Origin of the sequence: Micromonospora reichwaldensis (assembly GCF_031845925.1) — a bacterium.
Taxonomy (GTDB): domain Bacteria; phylum Actinomycetota; class Actinomycetes; order Mycobacteriales; family Micromonosporaceae; genus Micromonospora; species Micromonospora reichwaldensis.
This window is the reverse complement of record NZ_JAVRFL010000021.1, coordinates 104,796-124,403: the sequence shown is the minus strand read 5'-3', so window position 1 is coordinate 124,403 and position 19,608 is coordinate 104,796. Positions and strand designations below refer to the sequence as shown.

18 protein-coding genes are annotated in these 19,608 nt (G+C 73.3%); 9 read left to right on the top strand and 9 right to left on the bottom strand.

Annotated elements, in window-relative coordinates:
* Window positions 1-136: 136 nt before the first annotated feature.
* On the bottom strand, window positions 137-595 hold the full coding sequence (locus RM555_RS18850; RefSeq protein WP_311412989.1) for an Lrp/AsnC family transcriptional regulator: 459 nt from the start codon (window positions 593-595) through the stop codon (window positions 137-139).
* A 145-nt stretch (window positions 596-740) separates the two neighbouring features.
* On the opposite strand from RM555_RS18850, the gene RM555_RS18845 reads away from it, so the two are divergent.
* The 3 genes from RM555_RS18845 to argG all read left to right on the top strand — a co-directional run bounded on the left by RM555_RS18845 (window position 741) and on the right by argG (window position 3,522).
* A complete protein-coding gene (locus RM555_RS18845; protein ID WP_311412988.1) occupies window positions 741-1,541 on the top strand; it encodes an LLM class flavin-dependent oxidoreductase in 801 nt (266 codons plus the stop codon).
* Window positions 1,538-1,963 carry a nucleoside deaminase gene (locus RM555_RS18840; RefSeq protein ID WP_151455753.1) on the top strand — a complete coding sequence of 142 codons (426 nt, stop codon included), beginning with the start codon at window positions 1,538-1,540 and terminating at the stop codon, window positions 1,961-1,963. Before RM555_RS18845 ends, RM555_RS18840 begins: the two co-directional genes overlap by 4 nt.
* A gap of 107 nt (window positions 1,964-2,070) precedes the next feature.
* Window positions 2,071-3,522, top strand: coding sequence for an argininosuccinate synthase (gene argG, locus RM555_RS18835; RefSeq protein WP_132238770.1), 1,452 nt, complete (start codon window positions 2,071-2,073; stop codon window positions 3,520-3,522).
* Between the two features lie 101 nt (window positions 3,523-3,623).
* Here argG and RM555_RS18830 read toward each other — a convergent pair whose 3' ends face one another.
* The gene (locus tag RM555_RS18830; RefSeq protein WP_311412987.1) at window positions 3,624-4,622 is read right to left on the bottom strand and encodes a quinone oxidoreductase family protein; all 999 of its coding nucleotides are present in this window, start codon (window positions 4,620-4,622) and stop codon (window positions 3,624-3,626) included.
* An 88-nt stretch (window positions 4,623-4,710) separates the two neighbouring features.
* On the opposite strand from RM555_RS18830, the gene RM555_RS18825 reads away from it, so the two are divergent.
* Entirely contained in the window at window positions 4,711-5,133 is a 423-nt protein-coding gene (locus tag RM555_RS18825) for a MarR family winged helix-turn-helix transcriptional regulator (RefSeq protein ID WP_121400764.1), read from the top strand.
* 114 nt (window positions 5,134-5,247) lie between these two features.
* Here RM555_RS18825 and RM555_RS18820 read toward each other — a convergent pair whose 3' ends face one another.
* Window positions 5,248-5,820 (bottom strand): DUF6892 domain-containing protein, encoded by a 573-nt coding sequence (locus tag RM555_RS18820; RefSeq protein ID WP_311412986.1) that lies wholly within the window; start codon window positions 5,818-5,820, stop codon window positions 5,248-5,250.
* A 137-nt stretch (window positions 5,821-5,957) separates the two neighbouring features.
* Between RM555_RS18820 and RM555_RS18815 the strand changes: the two genes are divergently transcribed.
* Window positions 5,958-7,883, top strand: coding sequence for a PucR family transcriptional regulator (locus RM555_RS18815; RefSeq protein ID WP_449560147.1), 1,926 nt, complete (start codon window positions 5,958-5,960; stop codon window positions 7,881-7,883).
* 148 nt (window positions 7,884-8,031) lie between these two features.
* Here the strand turns inward: RM555_RS18815 and RM555_RS18810 are convergent, their stop codons facing one another.
* Complete coding sequence (locus tag RM555_RS18810; RefSeq protein ID WP_311412984.1) at window positions 8,032-9,381, bottom strand: hypothetical protein; 1,350 nt, start codon at window positions 9,379-9,381, stop codon at window positions 8,032-8,034.
* 90 nt (window positions 9,382-9,471) lie between these two features.
* On the opposite strand from RM555_RS18810, the gene murD reads away from it, so the two are divergent.
* Window positions 9,472-10,818, top strand: a complete 1,347-nt coding sequence (gene murD / locus RM555_RS18805) for a UDP-N-acetylmuramoyl-L-alanine--D-glutamate ligase (protein WP_311412983.1) — start codon at window positions 9,472-9,474, stop codon at window positions 10,816-10,818.
* A gap of 1 nt (window position 10,819) precedes the next feature.
* Here murD and RM555_RS18800 read toward each other — a convergent pair whose 3' ends face one another.
* The 3 genes from RM555_RS18800 to RM555_RS18790 all read right to left on the bottom strand — a co-directional run bounded on the left by RM555_RS18800 (window position 10,820) and on the right by RM555_RS18790 (window position 12,966).
* Window positions 10,820-11,359 carry a DUF6114 domain-containing protein gene (locus RM555_RS18800; RefSeq protein ID WP_311412982.1) on the bottom strand — a complete coding sequence of 180 codons (540 nt, stop codon included), beginning with the start codon at window positions 11,357-11,359 and terminating at the stop codon, window positions 10,820-10,822.
* Between the two features lies 1 nt (window position 11,360).
* On the bottom strand, window positions 11,361-11,990 hold the full coding sequence (locus RM555_RS18795) for a DUF6230 family protein (protein ID WP_151457472.1): 630 nt from the start codon (window positions 11,988-11,990) through the stop codon (window positions 11,361-11,363).
* A 208-nt stretch (window positions 11,991-12,198) separates the two neighbouring features.
* Window positions 12,199-12,966: a TetR/AcrR family transcriptional regulator gene (locus RM555_RS18790; RefSeq protein WP_311412981.1), complete on the bottom strand. Its 768-nt coding sequence runs from the start codon at window positions 12,964-12,966 to the stop codon at window positions 12,199-12,201.
* Between the two features lie 342 nt (window positions 12,967-13,308).
* Here RM555_RS18790 and RM555_RS18785 point away from each other — a divergent pair, with 342 nt between their 5' ends.
* Window positions 13,309-14,004 carry a Tat pathway signal sequence domain protein gene (locus tag RM555_RS18785; RefSeq protein ID WP_311412980.1) on the top strand — a complete coding sequence of 232 codons (696 nt, stop codon included), beginning with the start codon at window positions 13,309-13,311 and terminating at the stop codon, window positions 14,002-14,004.
* A 61-nt stretch (window positions 14,005-14,065) separates the two neighbouring features.
* Here RM555_RS18785 and RM555_RS18780 read toward each other — a convergent pair whose 3' ends face one another.
* Window positions 14,066-15,061 carry a hypothetical protein gene (locus RM555_RS18780; protein WP_311412979.1) on the bottom strand — a complete coding sequence of 332 codons (996 nt, stop codon included), beginning with the start codon at window positions 15,059-15,061 and terminating at the stop codon, window positions 14,066-14,068.
* A 159-nt stretch (window positions 15,062-15,220) separates the two neighbouring features.
* On the opposite strand from RM555_RS18780, the gene RM555_RS18775 reads away from it, so the two are divergent.
* Window positions 15,221-16,528 carry an aspartate aminotransferase family protein gene (locus tag RM555_RS18775; protein ID WP_311412978.1) on the top strand — a complete coding sequence of 436 codons (1,308 nt, stop codon included), beginning with the start codon at window positions 15,221-15,223 and terminating at the stop codon, window positions 16,526-16,528.
* 17 nt (window positions 16,529-16,545) lie between these two features.
* The gene (locus RM555_RS18770; protein ID WP_311412997.1) at window positions 16,546-18,036 is read left to right on the top strand and encodes a CoA-acylating methylmalonate-semialdehyde dehydrogenase; all 1,491 of its coding nucleotides are present in this window, start codon (window positions 16,546-16,548) and stop codon (window positions 18,034-18,036) included.
* Here the strand turns inward: RM555_RS18770 and RM555_RS18765 are convergent.
* Window positions 18,008-19,486: an acyltransferase family protein gene (locus RM555_RS18765; RefSeq protein WP_311412977.1), complete on the bottom strand. Its 1,479-nt coding sequence runs from the start codon at window positions 19,484-19,486 to the stop codon at window positions 18,008-18,010. The genes RM555_RS18770 and RM555_RS18765 overlap by 29 nt on opposite strands.
* Window positions 19,487-19,608: the final 122 nt, after the last annotated feature.

The following is a 19,608-nucleotide window of genomic DNA, read 5'->3' as shown; positions in this document are numbered from 1 at the left end:
GGTCCGGATACGCCACCGGTATCCGGACCGATCTCCGCCTTGCCGGACGCCGCCTGGACTCCGCCTCGGCTCGACCGAGGACTTCGACACACGCCCTAGTGCTCCGCTTCAGCCGCGGGGGGCGTTCGTGCCCCGGTCACGAGCGGGGCGGCGACAGGCGCGGGCCGCGATAGGGCAGGGTGGCGCTGTAGACCACGTTGGTGGTGGTGCTGCCGAACCCGGCGAGATCGTCGACGACCTGTTCGAGGTGCGCCATCGACGTCGCGGCCACCTTCAGCACGTAACAGTCGTCTCCCGTGGTGCGCAGGCACTCCAGAATCTCCGACCGTCGCTCCAGCAGCTGGTGCAGCGGTTCGTGCCGGCTGCCGGGGTACTTCAGCCGGACCACCGCGAGCACGGCGAAGCCCGCCTTGGCCAGGTCGACCTCGGCGCGGTAGCCGCTGATCACACCGGTCGCCTCCAGCCGCCTCACCCGTTCGCTGGTGGCCGACGCGCTCAGCTTGACCCGGCGGCTGAGCTCGGTGATCGGCAGCCGGCCGTCGCCCTGCAACTCGATCAGAATGGACCAATCGACAGCGTCAAGATTCTCGGCCATCGGGCCATCTTGCCGATGGATCCACGGCAAAAGCCAGCAAAGGCAGGGAACGCGATGTTCACACACGGAACCCACCCCGGCTAGCGTGGAACCCGTGCAAATTGGCGTCAACGTACCGAACTTTGCCCCGGGTACCGACCCCGAAATGCTGCGACGGTGGGCGCAGACGGTCGAGGGCCTCGGCTTCGACCTGCTGATGGTCTCCGATCACATCGCGGTGACGCCGGACGTGGCCGAGCAGTATCCGGCGCCGTTCTACGAGCCGTTCACCACGCTGTCCTGGCTGGCCGGGGTGACCCGCCGGGTCCGGCTGGGCACCACGGTGCTCATCGTCCCGTACCGGCACCCGCTGCTCACCGCCCGGATGGCGGCGAACCTCAACCGGCTCAGCGGCGGTCGGCTCGTCCTCGGCGTCGGCGTCGGCTGGGCCCGGCAGGAGTTCGAGGCGCTCGGCGTGCCGTTCCGGCGGCGCGGCGCGCTGACCGATGAGTACCTGCACGTCATGCGCGACGCCTGGCGGAACACCGACGACTACGATACGACCCCGATCCCGATCTGGGTCGGCGGCAACAGCGACGCCGGCATTCGTCGCGCGGTACTGCTCGGTGACGCCTGGCACCCGCTGCGGGTCACGCCCGGATGGCTGGCGGACGCAGCGGGGCGGCTGAAGGCCACCGCCGACGCACTGGGCCGGCCGGTGCCCGCGTTGATGCCACGCATCGGACTCCGGGAGACCCGAGAAGTGGTGACCGCCCCGGACCGGCTCGCCGGTGTCGGCACCATCGAGCAGATCATCGCTGACATCGACCAGATCCGTCTGCTCGGGGCGGAAACGGTGGTGCTCGACCCGTTCGACGGCGACCTGACCGAGATCCGCCAGCCCGGACGCGCCTGGCAGACCCTTGCGGCCGTGGCCGCGTACCACAGATCCCAGGAGGACCGATGACCCCTGACGACGAGAGATTTCTCCGCCGTGCGGTGGAACTCGCCAGCGAGGCCGGGGCATCCGGCGAACGGCCGTTCGGCTCGTTGCTGGTCGGTGCGGACGGCACCGTCCTGATTGAGGACCACAACACCGTGGTCTCCGACTCGGACATCACCGCCCACCCGGAACTGAAGCTGGCCCGCTGGGCCGCTCGGGAACTCGCTCCCGACGTGGCCGCCGGCACCACCATGTTCACCAGTTGCCAGCCCTGCCCGATGTGCGCGACCGCGATCGACCGGTCCGGCCTCGGCCGGGTGGTGTACGCCCTGTCCGCCGAACAGTTCGAGGAGGTCAAGCCGGTCACCCCGCCGCTGCCCCCGGTGCGGTACGAGGGGCCGGCGCTGTTCGACGAGGCGCGCCAGCCGATCGACAACTATTACTAGAGCGGGACCCTTGCGGCGGTGCGGGGCGTGCGGTGGGTCCCGCTGTCGCTGGTCATGTCCCTACCCTGCGTTTGCATGGCCATGCGGCCTAGTGCATAATCTTCCTTGTGTCCAAGGTTCTCACCTCCCTGCCCATCGGCGAACGTGTCGGCATCGCCTTCTCCGGCGGCCTCGACACCTCGGTCGCGGTCGCGTGGATGCGCGACAAGGGCGCCGTTCCCTGCGCCTACACCGCCGACATCGGCCAGTACGACGAGCCGGACATCGCCTCGGTGCCCGGTCGCGCGCTCAGCTACGGCGCCGAGGTCGCCCGACTGGTCGACTGCCGCGCCGCCCTGGTCGAGGAGGGCCTGGCGGCGCTGACCTGCGGGGCCTTCCACATCCGCTCGGGCGGGCGGGCGTACTTCAACACCACCCCGCTGGGCCGGGCCGTGACCGGGACCCTGCTGGTCCGGGCGATGATCTCCGACGACGTCCAGATCTGGGGCGACGGCTCGACCTTCAAGGGCAACGACATCGAGCGGTTCTACCGCTACGGCCTGCTGGCCAACCCGCAGCTGCGCATCTACAAGCCGTGGCTCGACACCGACTTCGTCACCGAACTCGGTGGGCGCAAGGAGATGTCGGAGTGGCTGCTCGAACGCGGCCTGCCCTACCGGGACAGCACCGAGAAGGCGTACTCCACCGACGCCAACATCTGGGGCGCCACCCACGAGGCGAAGACCCTCGAGCACCTCGACACCGGCATCGAGACGGTCAACCCGATCATGGGAGTCCGGTTCTGGGATCCGTCCGTGGAGATCCCGACCGAGGACGTCACGATCGGCTTCGACCAGGGCCGCCCGGTGACGATCAACGGCAAGGAGTTCGGCAGCCCCGTCGACCTGGTGCTGGAGGCCAACGCCATCGGCGGCCGGCACGGCATGGGCATGTCGGACCAGATCGAGAACCGGATCATCGAGGCCAAGAGCCGGGGCATCTACGAGGCGCCCGGCATGGCGCTGCTGCACGCCGCGTACGAGCGGCTGGTCAACGCCATCCACAACGAGGACACCCTGGCGAACTACCACAACGAGGGCCGCCGCCTCGGTCGGCTGATGTACGAGGGGCGCTGGCTGGACCCGCAGGCGCTGATGCTGCGCGAGTCGTTGCAGCGCTGGGTCGGCACGGCGGTCACCGGCGAGGTGACGTTGCGGCTGCGCCGGGGCGAGGACTACTCGATCCTCGACACCACCGGCCCGGCGTTCAGCTACCACCCCGACAAGCTGTCGATGGAGCGTACCGAGGACTCGGCGTTCGGCCCGTCGGACCGGATCGGCCAGCTCACCATGCGCAACCTGGACATCGCCGACTCGCGGGCGAAGCTGGAGCAGTACGCGACCCTCGGCATGGTCGGCGGCGCGGCCCCGCAGCGGATGGTCGGCGCCGCACAGGCCGCCTCGACCGGGCTTATCGGCGCGATGCCGCAGGGCGGCGCGGAGGCCATCGCTTCCCGGGGCGTCCCCTCCGCCGCCGACGAGGCCCTCGACCGCGCCGCGATGGAGTTCGGCGTCGACTGAGCGACGCCTCTGGGCATGATCGTCACGCGGCCCGGAAGTCCCTCACGTCGAGGGGCTTCCGGGCCGTGTCGTTCAGGGAACCTCGGGCCGTCTGTCGCGTCCTATCCGACCTTGAGGGCCAGCTTCCCGACATAGTGATCATTCAGGGCGCGGTGCGCATCCCCGGCTCGGGCCAACGGGAAAGTCCGGGCGACGTGGACCTCGAAGGAGCTCGCCTCGATGATCGCGTTCAGCCGATCGGTGGCGGTGCGGCCCCGGTCCCCGTCGTAGTGGGACACCGTCGCGCCCGGCGACGTCACCGGCGCGGGCAGGACACCGTTCGGCCAGGCGATCCGTCCCGACTTCCTGATCGCGCGCAGAGATCGTTCGGCGATCTCGCCTCCCACGGTGACCAGAGCCGCATCGAGCCCGTCCGGTGCGAACTCGACCGCCGCGGCCAACACGTCGTCTCGACGACCGTCGACGGCGTCGTCGGCGCCCAGCCGCCGGGCCAGGGCGACACCGTCGTCACCAGAAGCCACAGCCAACACCCGGATGCCGCTGTGCCGCGCCAGCTGCACGGCCATGTGCCCGATGCCCCCGCTGGCCCCGAAGACCATGAGCGTCTCGTCCGGCCGCAGCCCGAGCAGGTCGAGACCCCTCAGTGCGGTCAGGGCGTCCCACGCCATCGCGCCGGCCTGTCCGGTCGGCAGCCGGTCGGGCACGCGAGCCACGAACTCCGCCTCGACGACGGCGTACTCGGCATAGGTGCCACCACGCGGCACCGGCATCGTCGCGGCGTAGACCCGCTCGCCCACGTCGAACCGGGTGACGTTGCGCCCGACCGCGGCCACCGTGCCGGCCGCGTCCCAGCCGAGGATGTAGGGGAAGGTCGAGGCGACGCCGAAGACGCCGTCATAGTCCCCCTCCCGCTCGCCCGCGTCCCAGGACCCGACGCCCGCGTACTCCACCCGGATGAGGACGTCGTCGTCACCGACCTGCGGGAGCGGTATCCGGCGCGACGAGAGTTCGTCGACTCCGCCGAACCGGTCAAGGACGACCGCGTTCATCTGCGGCGCCACGATCGCGTCGCCCGCTGTGCGCTCGACTCTGCTCCCCATCGTCCCCCCCTTGTTTACTTGAGTGCATCAAGGATCATTGGACCACAGCTATTTGAGCGAATCAAGTAACTCATCTAGGCTGGGGGACATGGCGCTGCCGAACGGACCCGTGACTCCCTCGTCCGAGGCCGAGGCAGCCCTGTTCGACCTGGTCGACGTGTACGACCGCGCCTACGAGGCGGCGGCAGCCGAGCTGTCGCTCAGCCCGGCGCAGGCATGTGTGCTCGGGCGACTCGATGAGCGACGAGGCATGGGCGCCCTGGCCGAGGAACTCGGCTGCGATGCCTCCAACATCACCCAGATCGTCGTGCGTCTCGAAGCGCTCGGCCTCGTGACCCGCGAACCGAACCCTCGGGACCGCCGCGCACGGCTCGTCGCGAGAACCCCCCGGGGGGACGAGATCAACCACCGGTTCGCGACGGCCTTCACCTTCGCCCGCACGGCGGTCGGACGACTCTCGCCCGACGAGCAGGACCAGTTGACGGCGCTGCTGCGCAAGGCACTGGGCTGACCCGTGCCTGCGCCCTGACCCGATCAAGCTGGATTCAACGGCTTCACGCGGGCGGGCCATATCAAGCCCAGGACTCCCGGCCGCTGTGAGGCAAGGGCCTCTGCTGTGGCGCGGTCAACGGTTGATCGTCGTTCCGCGGGCCTCCAGGCGGGTCAGGACGTCGGGGTCGTCGAGGTGCGCCAGCGAGACGTCCAGGGTGTGTAGCGCAGGCAGCGACTCCAGCGCCGCCGCTCCCGTGCACTTACCGGTCAGTACCAGTTCCGACAGGGCCGGGTGGCCGGTCAGCGGGGTCAGGTCCAACGGCCCTGGACGATAGCCGTGGCCGTCCAGGTCCAGGGACCGCAGGCTGGACAGAGCGTGAATGCCCTCCAGGGACGTCACGTTGTAGTCGTCGGACTCGCCGCCGGTGTCGATGTCCAGGGTCTGCTCGATCAGCATGTAGATGTCGCTGCCGCCGTCGAACTGCAAGTCGGTGATCGCTGCGGCATCGGCCGACGGCACCGTGACGGCATGTAACAGCTCCAGCGACGCCTTCAGGCGCGGGCCAGGACCTGGGTAGCCGTCCTCCGGGCCATCGGGGCCGGTCGACTCGATGAGCGCCTTGAGGTCGTCGGCAGCGATCGCGTCGTCCAGCAGGGCGTCCAGGACGCCCAGGTGCAGGCCGAGGTCGGGGAAGATGAGGGTCATGATCCCGACCGTATCTCGGTACTGATTTGCCCCAGGACGCGGAGCGGGTCGTCGTTCGAGTCGGACAGGGCGGGCGGGGCCCGGGACCGGGTGGCCGCCCGTGCGGAATCTATGTCACGGACGGTAGCGTGTCGCCCGTGTTCCCTACCGTCCGTGAGGTCCTCGCGCTGGACCCGGTCCGCCACGGCGCTCCGCGCCTGGTCGCCGGGGACGCCGGTCTCGACCGCCCGGTGCGCTGGGTGCACGTGACCGAGGTGCCCGACATCGCTCCGCTGCTCGGCGGTGGCGAGCTGGTGCTCACCACCGGCATCGGGCTGCCCGCCGATGACGCCGGGCTGCGCGCCTTCATCGGCGACCTGGCCGACGTGGGCGTCTCCGGCCTGGTCGTCGAGCTGGGCCGCCGGTACGTCAGCGGGGTGCCCCGGGTGATGGCCGCCGCCGCCGAGCGGCGCGGCCTGCCCCTGGTCGAGCTGCGGCGGGCCACCCCGTTCGTCCGGATCACCGAGGCCGTGCACGCGCTGATCGTCGACGCCCAGCTGACCGAGCTGCGGGCGACGGAGGAGATCCACCAGCGCTTCACGGAGCTGTCGGTGGAGGGCGCCGGCCCAGGCGAGGTGGTGCGGCAGGCCGCCGACCTCTCCGGCTGCCCGGTGGTGCTGGAGAACCTCTCCCGGCAGGTGCTCGCGTACGACCCGGCGGGGGAGAGCGCCGAGCTGCTGCTGGACTGCTGGGAGCAGCACTCGCGGCGGATCCGGCCGGCGGGGCGGACCGCGTACGACGGCGACAACGGGTGGCTGGTGACCACGGTGGGCGCCCGGGGGCAGGACTGGGGGCGGCTGCTGCTGCGCTGGCCCGGCGGGGGCGACCTGGCGGCGGGCCGGCGCGTGTTCGACCCCGCCGAGGAGGGCGGTGCGCCCGTCGGCGTCGCCGTGCCGCCCGTGGTCCCGCCCACCCGGCTGACCATCCTCGTCGAGCGGGCCGCCTCGACGCTGGCCCTGGGCCGGCTGATCCGGTGCGACGCCGAGGGCCTGGAGCGGCAGATCCACCGTACGCTGCTCACCGCCCTGCTCGACCACTCGCTGCCGGTCGACGAGGTCGCCCTGCGGGCCCGGGCGCTCGGCGTGCTGCTGGAGCGCCGGCACCTGGTCGGCGTGGTGGTCCGGCACCGGGCCGACGACCCGGCGGGGGAGGGCGGCCCGGCCCCGGACCAGGGGCACCCGGGCGGTCCGGAGGCCGGTCCTGCTCGGCTGCGTGATCTCGCCGAGGCGGTCGGGCAGGCGTTGCACGAGGCGAAGCTGACCGGGCTGTCCAGCGCCATCGACGACCATGCCGTCGGCGTGCTGCTCGCCCTGCCGGAGCCGGCGGCCGAGGAGCGGTCGCTGGCCGCGTTCGCCACCGCGCTGCACCGCACCCGCCCGGACGCCCCCGCCCGCGCGGACACCCCCGCCCGCCCGGACGGGCTCGTGCGCCCGGAGAGTCTTCCCCGCCCGGGCGGCTCCGCTCGTCCCGACGGCCAGGCCCGCCCGGGCGGCCCCGTCCGTGGTGACGGACCGGCCCGGTCCCACGGGCGGACGAACGGCGTGGCCCGGCCGGCAGGCGGCGGACTGCTCGTCGCGGCCGGTTCCGGCGTGCCCAGCCTGCGGGAGGCGCGCCGGTCGCTGGTCGAGGCCCGGCAGATCGCCGACGCCGCCCGGCGGGACCGGCGGGACCTGCCGGTCTTCCGGCTGCCGCACGTCGGGCTGGCGGGGCTGCTGCACCTGCTGCGCGACGAGCCCCGGTTGCAGACCTTCGTCGAGCGGGAACTGGGCGCACTGCTGACCCACGACGCGCAGTACCCGCGGGAGCAGTTGCTGGGCACCCTGCGGGCGTACCTGGAGCAGGGCCGCAACAAGTCGGCGGCGGCCGGGGCGGCACACCTGTCCCGACCGGCCTTCTACGAGCGCCTGGCCCGGATCCGCCGCGTCCTGGACGTGGACCTCGACTCGGTCGAGGCCTGCCTCTCCCTGCACGTCGCCCTGCTGGCCCTGGACGCCATCCGCACCCACCCCGCATCACCCCGTTGACCCCGGCCAGCCCCGTTGACCCCGGCGCCAGCCCCGTTGATCATGAAGTTGTTGCCGCGACACGCCGAGGCGCAGCGCAACAACTTCATGATCAACCGGGCGAGGGGAGGGGCGAGGGAGGGGGGTGAGGGGGAGGGAGGGGTGGGGGTCAGGTGAGGGTGGTGAGGGCCTTGGCGTAGGGCGGGGGGATGTGGTTCGGGCCGCCCGGGGTGAAGACGTCCGAGGTGGCCGCCGTCGACCAGGCCGTGGCCGGGACCGCGTCGACCAGGGCGCGGACGACCGGGGCGTCGCGCCACTGGTCCTGCTCGGCCAGCAGGCTCAGGGCCACCACGGACTCCTCCACCTCGCCGACGCACTCGAACGGCTTGTGCCCGTCCACGCCCAGCAGCTCCCGGTAGCCGGGGATCTGCGAGGAGTCGGCGAGCAGGTCGCCGCCGAAGATGTGGGTGACCCGCTCGCGGGGCATGAACGGCGCCATGGCCAGGAAGACGAACCGGCACTTCGGGCAGTCGCGGCACCAGCGCTCGCTGGCGTCGCGCAGCTTGAACGCGGCGTTGCAGCTCGTCACCACGTCGTCGTAGCGGTCGATCTCGGCGAACGACCGGGCGATGTGCAGCTCCGACAGTGAGCGCAGCAGCGAGAAGTACGGCTCGGTGAGCCCGGCGTGCGCGGCCAGCGCGGCCCGGAGCAGCCCCTCCGCCTCCACGCCCTTGGACCACTGGTGGTTGATCTCGTGGCCGTTCCAGACCAGGTTCGGGTCCGACGCCGAGCGCTCGTTGGACATCACCACCGGGCCCAGGCCGTGCAGCACCGCCGTGGCGACGGCGATCAGCGAGTTGATCGCGGTGACCGGGATATGGCCGTTGCGGGCCCCGGCGGCGTTCAGCTCGAACAGCACCGGGTCGATGCGCCGCCGGGCGGCGAGCGGGGCCAGCCCGGACGCCTCGTTCACCGCGACGATCACGTGGTTCGGGTTGACCGAGAAGGGCACCGGGTCGAAGCCCGCCCGGCGCAAAGCCTCCAGGCTGACGATGGAGTCCTTGCCGCCGCCGACCGCCGAGAGCGGACGCCGGTCGGAGTCGTCGTATTCCCGGGCCGGGGAGACCGTGCCGGGCGGCACCTCCGGGCGCAGCTCGAGCACGTGCGGCAGCTGGTTGCGGTACGCGTACTCCGCGAGGCCCTTGGTGTAGACGGCGGTGACCAGCTCGGCGGCGGCCGGGCCCAGCGGCGCCGGCAGCACCAGGCGGGGCGGCGCGGCGGCCTTGTAGTAGCTGACGCCGGCGACCACGTGCAGCAGCTCCAGCACCCGGCCCAGGGTCGCCACGGTCTCGTCCGAGGGCGGCGCGTCCGGCAGGGGAAGGGTGACCACCTCGGTGAACCGCTGCTCGCCGTCGGGGCCGGTGAGGGCGTAGTCGAACAACACCTCCCCGGTGGAGAGGTCGATCGAGTAGGACGGGAAGGTGAAGGCGTCCATCCGCCGGAGCTGCTCGTTGGGCACACGCCATACTAGGCCCTGGTTCGTCCGGCCGTGTCCGGCTGCGCCGGACCCGCCCCTGCCCCGCCCGCCAACACCCCCTGAGGAGAGCCCGTGCGCCTGTCTGACCTGCGCGGACGTACCGTCGCCGTCTGGGGGGCCGGCCGGGAGGGCCGGGCCGCAGTGACCGCGATCGCCGCGCACGGCCCGGCCGACCTGGTCGCCGTCGACGACAGCGCCAACTTTCTCAGCCTGCCCTGGGAAGGGCCGCTGGCCGAGGCCGCGCCGCTGGTCACCGGCGAGGAGGGCTTCGCCCGGCTGGCCGCCGCCGACGTGGTGGTCCGCTCGCCCGGCGTGCCGCAGACCCACCCGTGGCTGGTGGAGCTGCGCCGGCGCGGGGCGACCGTCACCCAGGGCACCGCACTGTGGATGGCCGACCACGCCGCCCGCACCGTCGGCGTCACCGGCAGCAAGGGCAAGAGCACCACCTCCAGCCTGATCAGCCACCTGCTCGCCGCCGTGGACCGGCCGAACGTGTTCGGCGGCAACATCGGCGTGCCGACGCTGGACCTGCCGGAGGCGGAGCTGTACGTGCTGGAGCTGTCCAGCTACCAGTGCAGCGACCTGACCGACTCGCCCCGGGTGGCGGTCGTCACCTCCCTCTTCCCCGAGCACCTCGACGCGCACGGCGGCGAGCGCGAGTACTACCGGGACAAGCTCAACCTGCTGGCGCACGGGCCACGGACCGTGGTGGTCAACGGCGCCGACCCGAGGCTCGCCCTCGAACTGGGCGACCGCGCGGCGGTGCGCGCCGGCCTGCCGGACACCGCCCACGTGGCCGGCGGCGCCGACGGCACGCCCTGGTTCCACCTCGGCGACCGGCCGCTGTTCCCGCGCGCGGTGCTGCCGCTGGTCGGCCGGCACAACGAGGGCAACCTCTGCGTCGCGCTCGCCGTGCTCGACGCGCTCGGCGTCGACGTGGTGGAACGCCGGGACACCCTGGCCGTGGCGGTCGCCGAGTTCCAGGGGCTGGCCCACCGCCTCACCGAGATCGCCGACCCGTCCGGCCTGACCTTCGTCGACGACACCCTCGCCACCAGCCCGTACGCGGCCATGCACGCCATCGACGCGTACGAGGGGCGGCCGTTGACCGTGATCGTCGGCGGCACCGACCGGGGCCTGGACTACACGCCGCTGCGCGAGCACCTCGCGGAACGCGAACTCACCGTGCTCGGCATCCCCGACAGCGGCCCCCGCATCGTCGAGGCGCTCGCCGGCCTGCCGAAGGTGCGTACCGAGGTGGTCGACGACCTGGTCGACGCCGTCCGGCTGGCCCGCGAGGTGACCCCGGCCGGCGGGGTGGTCCTGCTCTCCCCGGCGGCGCCGAGCTACGGGCGGTTCCGCAACTTCGAGCACCGCTCCGAGGTCTTCGCCCAGGCGGTACGCGACACCGCCGGCTGACTCAGCCCCGGTCGGCGGGCGTCGGGTGCGTCGTGCCCAGGCCCGGCAGCAGCTCGTCGTCGCCCGCGTCGTCGTCCGGGTCCCCGGTCTGTGGAGCCGGTGCTCCGGTCTGCGGGGCCGGTGCTCCGGGTGCCCCGGTGGCGCCGGCCGGTTGGCGCCGCTTGTCGGGCGTCCAGGCGAAGGCGAGTGCCCCGCCGACGAGGGCCAGCAGCATCCCGACCAGGAAGCCGCCCAGGTTCGAGGTCAGCCAGGAGACCAGCCCGAGCAGCAGGGAGAGCACGGCGTAGAAGACCCGCTGCTGCGGAGTGGCGACCAGCAGCACCCCGCAGAGCACCAGGACGGCCGGCACCAGGTACGCGGCCAGCCCCTGCGGCCCGACGTGCAGCAGCACCCCGAGCGGCGCGCGCAGGGTCACGAGCATCTCCGTGCCGCCGAGCGCGATCAGCACCCCGGCGGTGAACGGGCGGCCCCGCCGCCAGCGGCGCCAGCGCCCGCCGGGTCGGCGGGCGGCTGGCACCGGGTGGTGTCCCGCGGTGGTCACGTCAGCATCCGTCGGAGGTGAACGCCATGCGCAGGTCGGGCAGGTTGAAGACGGCGGCCGTGGTGGCGTAGTTGTTCTGCCGCAGGTTGGTGATGATCACCGTGTCCGACTGCTGGGCGAAGACGCCGGGGTTGCCTTTGACCCCGGGGACCTGGTCGAGGGTGCTGGCGTCCTGCCCGACGTTGATGTTCTTGAAGGAGGCGTTGCCGGCGACCTCGTCGCCGTCGACGACCAGGGTGCGGGCGGTGACCGGCGTGCCGGCGCCGCCGGCGGTGATCTTCAGGTAGACGCCGCCCAGGTTGATGCTCTGGCAGAGGTTCGTCAGCTCGGCCTTGTCGATCGCCGACACCATCACCAGCACCTGCCCGCCGGTGTCGCCCTGGTTGGGGCTGTCCGGAATCATCTGGTCGATGGTGGCGAACTGCTCGAACCCCGTGCCGGTGAGCTTGTCGGCGGTGACGGTGAACGGCATGCCGGAGATGGCGAACTGCGCGCCCAGTACGCCCTGGGCGGTCAGCACGACCATGCCGGCGGCACCCGCCACGACGGTGCCCAGCGTGGCGGCGAACCGGCGCCAGCGCACGCCGCTGCGCGGCGGATCGGGTTCGATCGGTGCGATCTGCTCCGACATGGCGGGCTCCCTTTCGAAGATCGATTGATCGGCGACAATGGGAAATCGGCTCAAGCTCTGCGCAGGCTGAAGTTACCGCCGAGTAAATGCCGGGTCAACGGCCGGTGGGGGCAGGTTGAGGCGGTATCTGCCAAATGCGGCCAAAGTGAAAAACCGCTGCGGTTTCCGACCGCGCGGTGTCGGCTGCCCGGCCGGGGTCGGGTCGCCGTCAGGAGCGGGTGGCCGCCTCGCCGGCCGGCGCGCACGGCGCGGTCGTGCCCGGGCCGTCGGCCGGGCGTGCCAGCCGCGTCGCCCGGGCCGCGTCGTCGGTGCCGAGGAAGGGCGCGGTGGCCGCGTAGGTGAGCACCGGCAGCAGCTGGGGCAGCTCCGTCGCCCGCCCCTGGGCCACCCGGCTGCGCACGGTGGCGTGGATCCCGCCGACCACGGTGGACACCAGCGCGTCCCGGTCCACGTCCGCCGTCGGCCCGGGGCCGGCGTCGGCGAAGAACCGGCGGAAGCTGCCGAGCAGGGCGTCGCGCTCGCGGCGGGCGTCCGGGCCGGCCGCGTCCACCTCGACGAGCGCCATCCGGGCGAAGGCGGGCACGCTCGCCAGCACCTCCAGCAGGGTGCGCAGGGCGGCGCGGGCGGCGTCCGACCACGTGGGCCCGGCCTCCCGGTAGGCGCTCTCCATGAGCTGCGACAGCACGGCGACGCCGTGCCGGTACGCGGCGAGGAAGGCGTCCTCCTTGCCGCTGAAGAGGGCGTAGAAGGCCGGTCGGGTCACCCCGGCGGCGTGGCAGATGTCGGTGACCCGGGCGTTGTCGTAGCCCTTCGTCGCCACCTCCCGCACGAGCCCGTCGAAGAGGCGGTCGCGCTGGGTCGCGGCCACCGCCTCGGCGGAGAGCCGGCGCGGACCACGTTTGATCGCGCGATCGGGGTCGCGACCGGGGCGTGCGCCCGGCAGGGGCGCCGGATGCGGGCGGCGCTGCGTGGTCAACGTGCCTGCCTCTCCGTTCGATTGACTTTACGACCCTCCGGGGTTTATAACTTTCTGCACGCTCAGTTGGGATCCCGTCACCATGGGTGATCTTCCGGATGGTCACCCGTCGGCTCATCGAAGGAGGGCTCGATGGCTGCCATTATCGCGGAACAGGAGCGCCCTCCCAAGGCCGGAAAGACGCAGGTGACGCCGCTGCGCCGCGGCGCGCCACGCCGGCCTGCCCGCTGACTCGCCGCACCACCACCGCCACCGCCGTCCATGACGCGACGGCCCCGGTCGCCACGCGGGCACCCCCCGCCCGCGCGAGTCGACCTCCCCCGCCCCCGGAAAGGAAGAACCATGCTCAGGTACGGACGAATCGGCGTGGGTCTCACCACCCTCGCGCTGCTGACCGGCCTCGCCGCCGCCCCGGGCTCCGCCGCAGCTCCGCGCTCCGCCACCCCGGCACCGTTCGCCAACAACGTGCTGACCTACCCGACGCCGGGCGGCACCGCCGTCGCCGTCAACGACGTGATCCGGGCCAGCCTCAGGACCGGCACCAACGCCACCTTCTACTCCTCCGCCTCGGGCACCACCGGCGTGAAGTGCGCCGTGTCCACCTTCAGCGCCAAGGTGCTGAGCAACCCGGCGGCCCCGGGCACCGCCACCGAGAGCCTGACCGCGCAGTCCTTCACCAACTGCACCACCAACGTCATCGGCACCACCGGGGTGCAGAGCGTGACCGTGCAGAACCTGCCGTACGCCACCTCGGTCACCAGCGCCGGCGTGGTCAAGATCAGCGGCACGGCGGCGGCGCCGATCCAGAGCACCGTCGTGCTGAACTCGCTGCTCGGCGCGATCACCTGCGTCTACCGGACCAGCACCAACAGCCTGACCGGCACGGCGACCAACGCCAACAACTCGATCACCTTCACCAACCAGACGCTGACGAAGTTCTCCGGCCCCAGCCTCTGCTTCGGCACGGCGTACTTCTCCGCGGCGTACTCGCCCGTGCAGGACGCCAGCAAGGGCAACGCCCCCGTCTACGTCAACTGAGCGCGGTCCACGGGCCGGCGCGCGGCGATCCGTCGCGCGTCGGCCCTCGGCCGTGGGCCGCTCAGCCGTCGCCCAGCGCCGTGTGCAGGGCCCGCACGGACCGGATGGCCGAGCGGATCTCCTGGAGGTAGCGACCCGGGGTGAGCGCCGGTTCGGGCAGCCCGGCCAGGTCGGGCAGGGCCGGGTCGACGCCGACGGTCTCGATCGCGCAGCCGTACGGCACGGCGAGGGTGCGCAGCGCGTCGCAGTGCTGGAACGGCACGTAGATCGGCGCGGTCACCATCAGCACCGCGTCGCCCGCGCGCAGGCGGACGTGCTCGGCCCAGAACCGCTGGGTGTCGGCGGTGTGCGCGCGGCGCCGCGCGGGATCGCCGGACGGGGCGGCCAGTACGCGCACCGGCGGGCCGCCCTCGGGCCGGTACGTGCGCGACGACCAGGAGCGGTGCGGGTGGTCGGCGTCGTGGCCGTCCTCCTCGGCCGGGACGGCCACCGCGAACTCCCGCCGCACCGCCGCGTCCAGCGCCGCCACCTCGGTGTCGCAGGGCGGGACGCCGGCCACCTCCAGGGCCCGGCACTCCGCGTCCGACAGCGGGCGGAAGCTGCCCAGCACCGCCACCTCGCCGCCGACCCGGGTGCCGCCGCGCAGCAGGTGCGCCGCGTACGCGACCCGGCGCTGGCAGGCGTGCGCCAACCCGCCGAGCACGACCAGGTGGGCGTACCGCGAGCGGGCCGGCGCCGCCGGACGCACCATGCCGAGCGCGGCGGCGGTGGCGAGCACCAGCCGCGCGGTGGCCGCGTCGACGGCCGGTTCGCGGGCGTCCGGCCGCTCCCGGCCACCCCGGAAGTCCCAGTGCCGGGCGGAGAAGTCGTCGAGGCCGGCCAGCACGCCCGCCACGTCCCCGTCCGGCCACGTGCCGCCGAAGTGCCCGACGAGGTCGCGCAGCGGCCCCGAGCCCAACCAGGCCCGTACGCCGGCCGCGATCGCTCCGACGCTCGTGCCCGCCGCGCCGGTCGGCAGCGCCGGCGCCCCTCGTGGCGCTTCCTCACCGGTCCGCACCGCCGGATCGTACCGGCGGCCGGGCGCCCGGGCGGCGCACGACCGGGCCCGGCGACGGTGTGGGGCGGGCCCGGTGCCGCGCCACCCACCGGCCCTTGTCCCCGCCGCCGGCTGGTGGCAGCGTGCGGGTACCGCGAACGCCGCTGAGAGGGTGCGACGATGACCACCGACGATCTGCTGGCCCGGCACCGGGCCGTGCTCCCGTCCTGGATGCCGCTCTACTACGCCGAGCCGATCGAGCTGGTCTCCGGCTCCGGCCGCCGGGTCACCGACGCCCGGGGCCGCAGCTACCTCGACTTCTTCGGCGGCGTGCTGACCAACATGATCGGCTACGACGTCCCGGAGATCCGGGAGGCCGTCGAGCGGCAGTTGCGCACCGGCATCGTGCACAGCTCCACCCTCTACCTGATCCGACAGCAGGTCGAGCTGGCCGAGAAGATCGCCCGGCTCTCCGGCATCCCCGACGCGCGGGTCTTCTTCACCAACTCCGGCACGGAGGCGAACGAGGCGGCGCTGCTGGCCGCCACCAACCACCGCCGCTCGCACCAGATCCTCGCCGTGCGCAACAGCTACCACGGCCGGTCGTACGCGGCGATGGGCGTGACCGGCAACCGGGGCTGGTCGGCCAGCGCGCTCAACCCGCTCCAGGTGGCCTGGCTGCACTCCGGCGAGCGGCTGCGCGGCCTGCTGGCCCGGCTGGGCGAGGCCGAGCGGGTCGAGGCGGCCGTGGAGGACCTGCACGAGGTGCTCGCCACCCAGACCGCCGGCGACGTGGCCTGCCTGATCGCCGAGCCGATCCAGGGCGTGGGCGGCTTCGTGCACCCGCCGGACGGGCTCTTCGCGGCCTGGAAGAAGGTCCTCGACTCCCACGGCATCCTGTTCGTCTGCGACGAGGTGCAGACCGGCTGGGGGCGTACCGGGGAGCACCTCTGGGGCTACCAGGCGCACGGCGTGACCCCGGACCTGCTCACCTTCGCCAAGGGCATCGGCAACGGCTTCGCCCTGGCCGGCGTGGTCGGCCGCGCGGACGTGCTGGAGTCGGTGCCGGGGATCAGCTTCTCCACCTTCGGCGGCAACCCGGTCTCGACGGCGGCCGGCAACGCCGTGCTCGACTACCTGCTCGACCACGACCTCCAGGCCAACGCGGCCCGCACCGGGGCGATCCTCGCCGACGGGCTGCGCGCCGCCGTGGGGGGTCTCGACGGCGTCGCGGAGGTACGCGGCAAGGGGCTGATGCTCGGCGTCGAGTTCGTCCGGCCGGGCACCGCCGAGCCGGACCCGGCACTGACCGACCGGGTCTTCGAGGCGTGCCGGGCCGGTGGGCTGCTCACCGGCAAGGGCGGCCTGTACGGCAACGTGCTGCGGATGGGCCCGCCACTGACCCTGACCGAGGACGAGGCCCGCGAGGGCCTGGCCATCCTGGTCGACGCGATCCGCTCCTGCGTGGCGGCGGAGGTGGCGGCGTGAGCGCGGCGGAGCACGGCGTGGACGTCATCGGCCACTTCGTCGACGGCAAGCCGTTCAGCGGCTCGTCCGGGCGGCACGGGGACGTCTTCGACCCGGCGACCGGTCGGCGTACCGCCCGGGTGGAGCTGGCCTCGGCGGCGGACGTCGCGGTCGCGGTGGAGGCCGCCGGGCGCGCGGCCCGGCTCTGGCGCGACGCGTCGCTGGCGAGGCGGACGGCCGTGCTGTTCGCCTTCCGGGAGCTGGTGCACGCGCGGCGGGACCGGCTCGCCGGGGTGATCACCGCCGAGCACGGCAAGGTGCTCGCCGACGCCGCCGGCGAGGTGCAGCGCGGCCTGGAGATCATCGAGTACGCCTGCGGCATCCCCTCCGCGCTGCGCGGCGGGTTCAGCGAGAACGTCTCCACCGAGGTCGACTCGTACAGCTTGCGGCAGCCGCTCGGCGTCGTCGCGGTGATCTCCCCGTTCAACTTCCCGGCGATGGTGCCGCTGTGGTTCCTGCCGATCGCGGTGGCCTGCGGCAACGCGGTGGTGCTCAAGCCGAGCGAGAAGGACCCGGGCGCGGCGCTGCTGCTGGCGGAGTGGTTCACCGAGGCCGGCCTGCCCGACGGGGTGCTCAACGTCGTCAACGGCGACGCCGAGGCCGTGGACGCGCTGCTGGACCACCCGGTCGTGAAGGCCGTGTCGTTCGTCGGGTCGACCCCGGTCGCCCGGCACGTCCACCAGCGCGGCACCGCCGCCGGCAAGCGGGTGCAGGCGCTGGGCGGGGCGAAGAACCACATGGTGGTGCTCCCCGACGCCGACCTGGACCTGGCCGCCGACGCGGCGGTCAACGCGGGGTTCGGCTCGGCGGGGGAGCGGTGCATGGCGATCTCGGCCCTGGTCGCCGTGGAGCCGGTCGCCGACGCCCTGGTCGCCCGGATCGCCGAGCGGATGGGCCGGCTGCGCACCGGCGACGGCCGGCGCGGCTGCGACATGGGCCCGCTGGTCACCGCCGCGCACGCCGCCCGGGTGCGTGCGTACGTCGAGGCGGGGGTGGCCGCCGGCGCGGTGCCGGTGGTGGACGGCCGGAACGTCGAGCCGGACGGCGACCCGAACGGGTTCTGGCTGGGCCCGACCCTGTTCGACCGCGTCACCCCGGACATGTCGATCTACACCGACGAGATCTTCGGCCCGGTGCTCGGCGTGCTGCGGGTCGGCTCGTACGACGAGGCGGTGGAGCTGGTCAACGCCAACCCGTACGGCAACGGCACGGCGATCTTCACCAACGACGGCGGCGCGGCCCGGCGCTACCAGCACGAGGTGGAGGTGGGCTTGGTCGGCGTCAACGTGCCGATCCCGGTGCCGATGGCGTACTACTCGTTCGGCGGCTGGAAGGCCTCGCTCTTCGGCGACCTGCACGCGCACGGCGAGGACGGGGTGCGCTTCTTCACCCGGGCCAAGGTGGTCACCAGCCGCTGGTTGGACCCCCGGCACGGCGGGGTCAACCTCGGCTTCCCCACCCAGACCTGAGCAGGCGCAGGGTGCCGGCCCCGGCCAGGTACGCCACCAGCGCCGCCGCCGGTAGCCCCAGCGGCTCGGGCGCCGACCTCGGCGTCTGGGCGTTGACCACCAGGGCGTACACCACGGCGGCGAAACCGGCGGCGGTGAGCGCGCTGCGCACGGTGGCCCGCCACCCGCCGCCGGCCGGCGCGCGGCCCGACACGGCCCCGCCGCCGGCCGGCCGACCCTGCCCGGCGTGGCCGGTGCGGCCGGTGCGGCCGGCGTGGCCGGTGCGGGCCTCGACGGGGCCGAAGACGGCGACCAGGGCGGCCAGCACCACGGTCAGCATCAGCACCCACGGCACCCGCCAGGCCAGCCAGGCCGCCGATCCCGCGGGTGGGGTCGGCAGCCTCCCGGCCGCGTCCAGCGCGCCGACCAGCAGGATCGCGGCGGTGAGGTGCCAGAGGAAGACGGTGAGCACGACGGCGTTCACCGCGATCACCGCCTGCCACGGGCGGGGGCGGCGCAGCCAGCGCTCCGCCGGGTCGCGCAGCAGCAGGATCAGCCCGAACTGGGCGGCGGTCAGCGTCAGCAGGGCCAGGCTGGGCGGGGCGGCGTTGTCCAGCCGCTCGCCCGGGACGTTGAGCATGCTCACCGGGTACGGTCCGACGGTGGTCAGTAGCACCGTCGCGGCCAGGCCGCCCAGCAGCGCCGCCGCGCCCGCGCGCCGCGACAGCGGCAGCCGACGTTCGCGTGGCCGGTCGCGCGCGGACGCGGGGCGCGGCGGATGCCCGTCCGTCGCGTCCGGGTGGGCGTCGTGACGCCCGGCGTCGGCGTCGCGCCAGGCGATGCCGAGCTGGTGCACGGCCAGCCAGCCGAGGACGTAGTTCGGCAGCGCCAGCTCCGCCGGGCCCAGCGCCCGCCCCACGTCGCCGGCGACGACCAGCGCGGCCAGCGCCGCCGGCACGAGCAGGCCGAAGCGCCGGTGCAGGGCGAGCATCGCCGGGGTCAGCGGCACCACGATCAGGTAGGCGGCGAGGAACCAGAGCGGGATCGTGGCGAACCAGGCGACGGTACGCACCAGCGTCGCCCCGACGCCGACGAGCGACGCGAGCGCGGCGCCGCCGGCGATCACCAGCAGCAGCGCGGTCGTCGGGCGCAGCAGCCGGGCGCCCCGGTCCAGCAGCCACGCGGTGGCGTCGACGCCGGCGGCCCGGCGGGCGGTCAGCGAGGCGGCGTTGGCGTACCCGCCGACCAGGAAGAAGACCGGCATGACCTGGGCGACCCAGGTGAGCGGGTACGCCCACGGCAGGTCGGGCAGCGCCGAGCGCCCCGTCGGCCGGCCGGCGGCGTCCTCGCCGATCGCGGCGACCGCCCAGTGGCCGAGAACGACCATGCCGATCGCGAGCGCCCGGAGCAGGTCGACGTAACGTTGCCGACCAGCGGGGGTGCGCGCGGCGAGTTGCCGCAGGCGGCGCATGGCCCCGAGGGTACGTCAGGCGTGGACTGGCCGCTGCTGATAACGGTTCGGTCCCCGGGGGTTGAAGTCCGCGCCCTCCTGCCGTAGAAATTCTTCAGCAACATATTGCGAACTGAAGACAA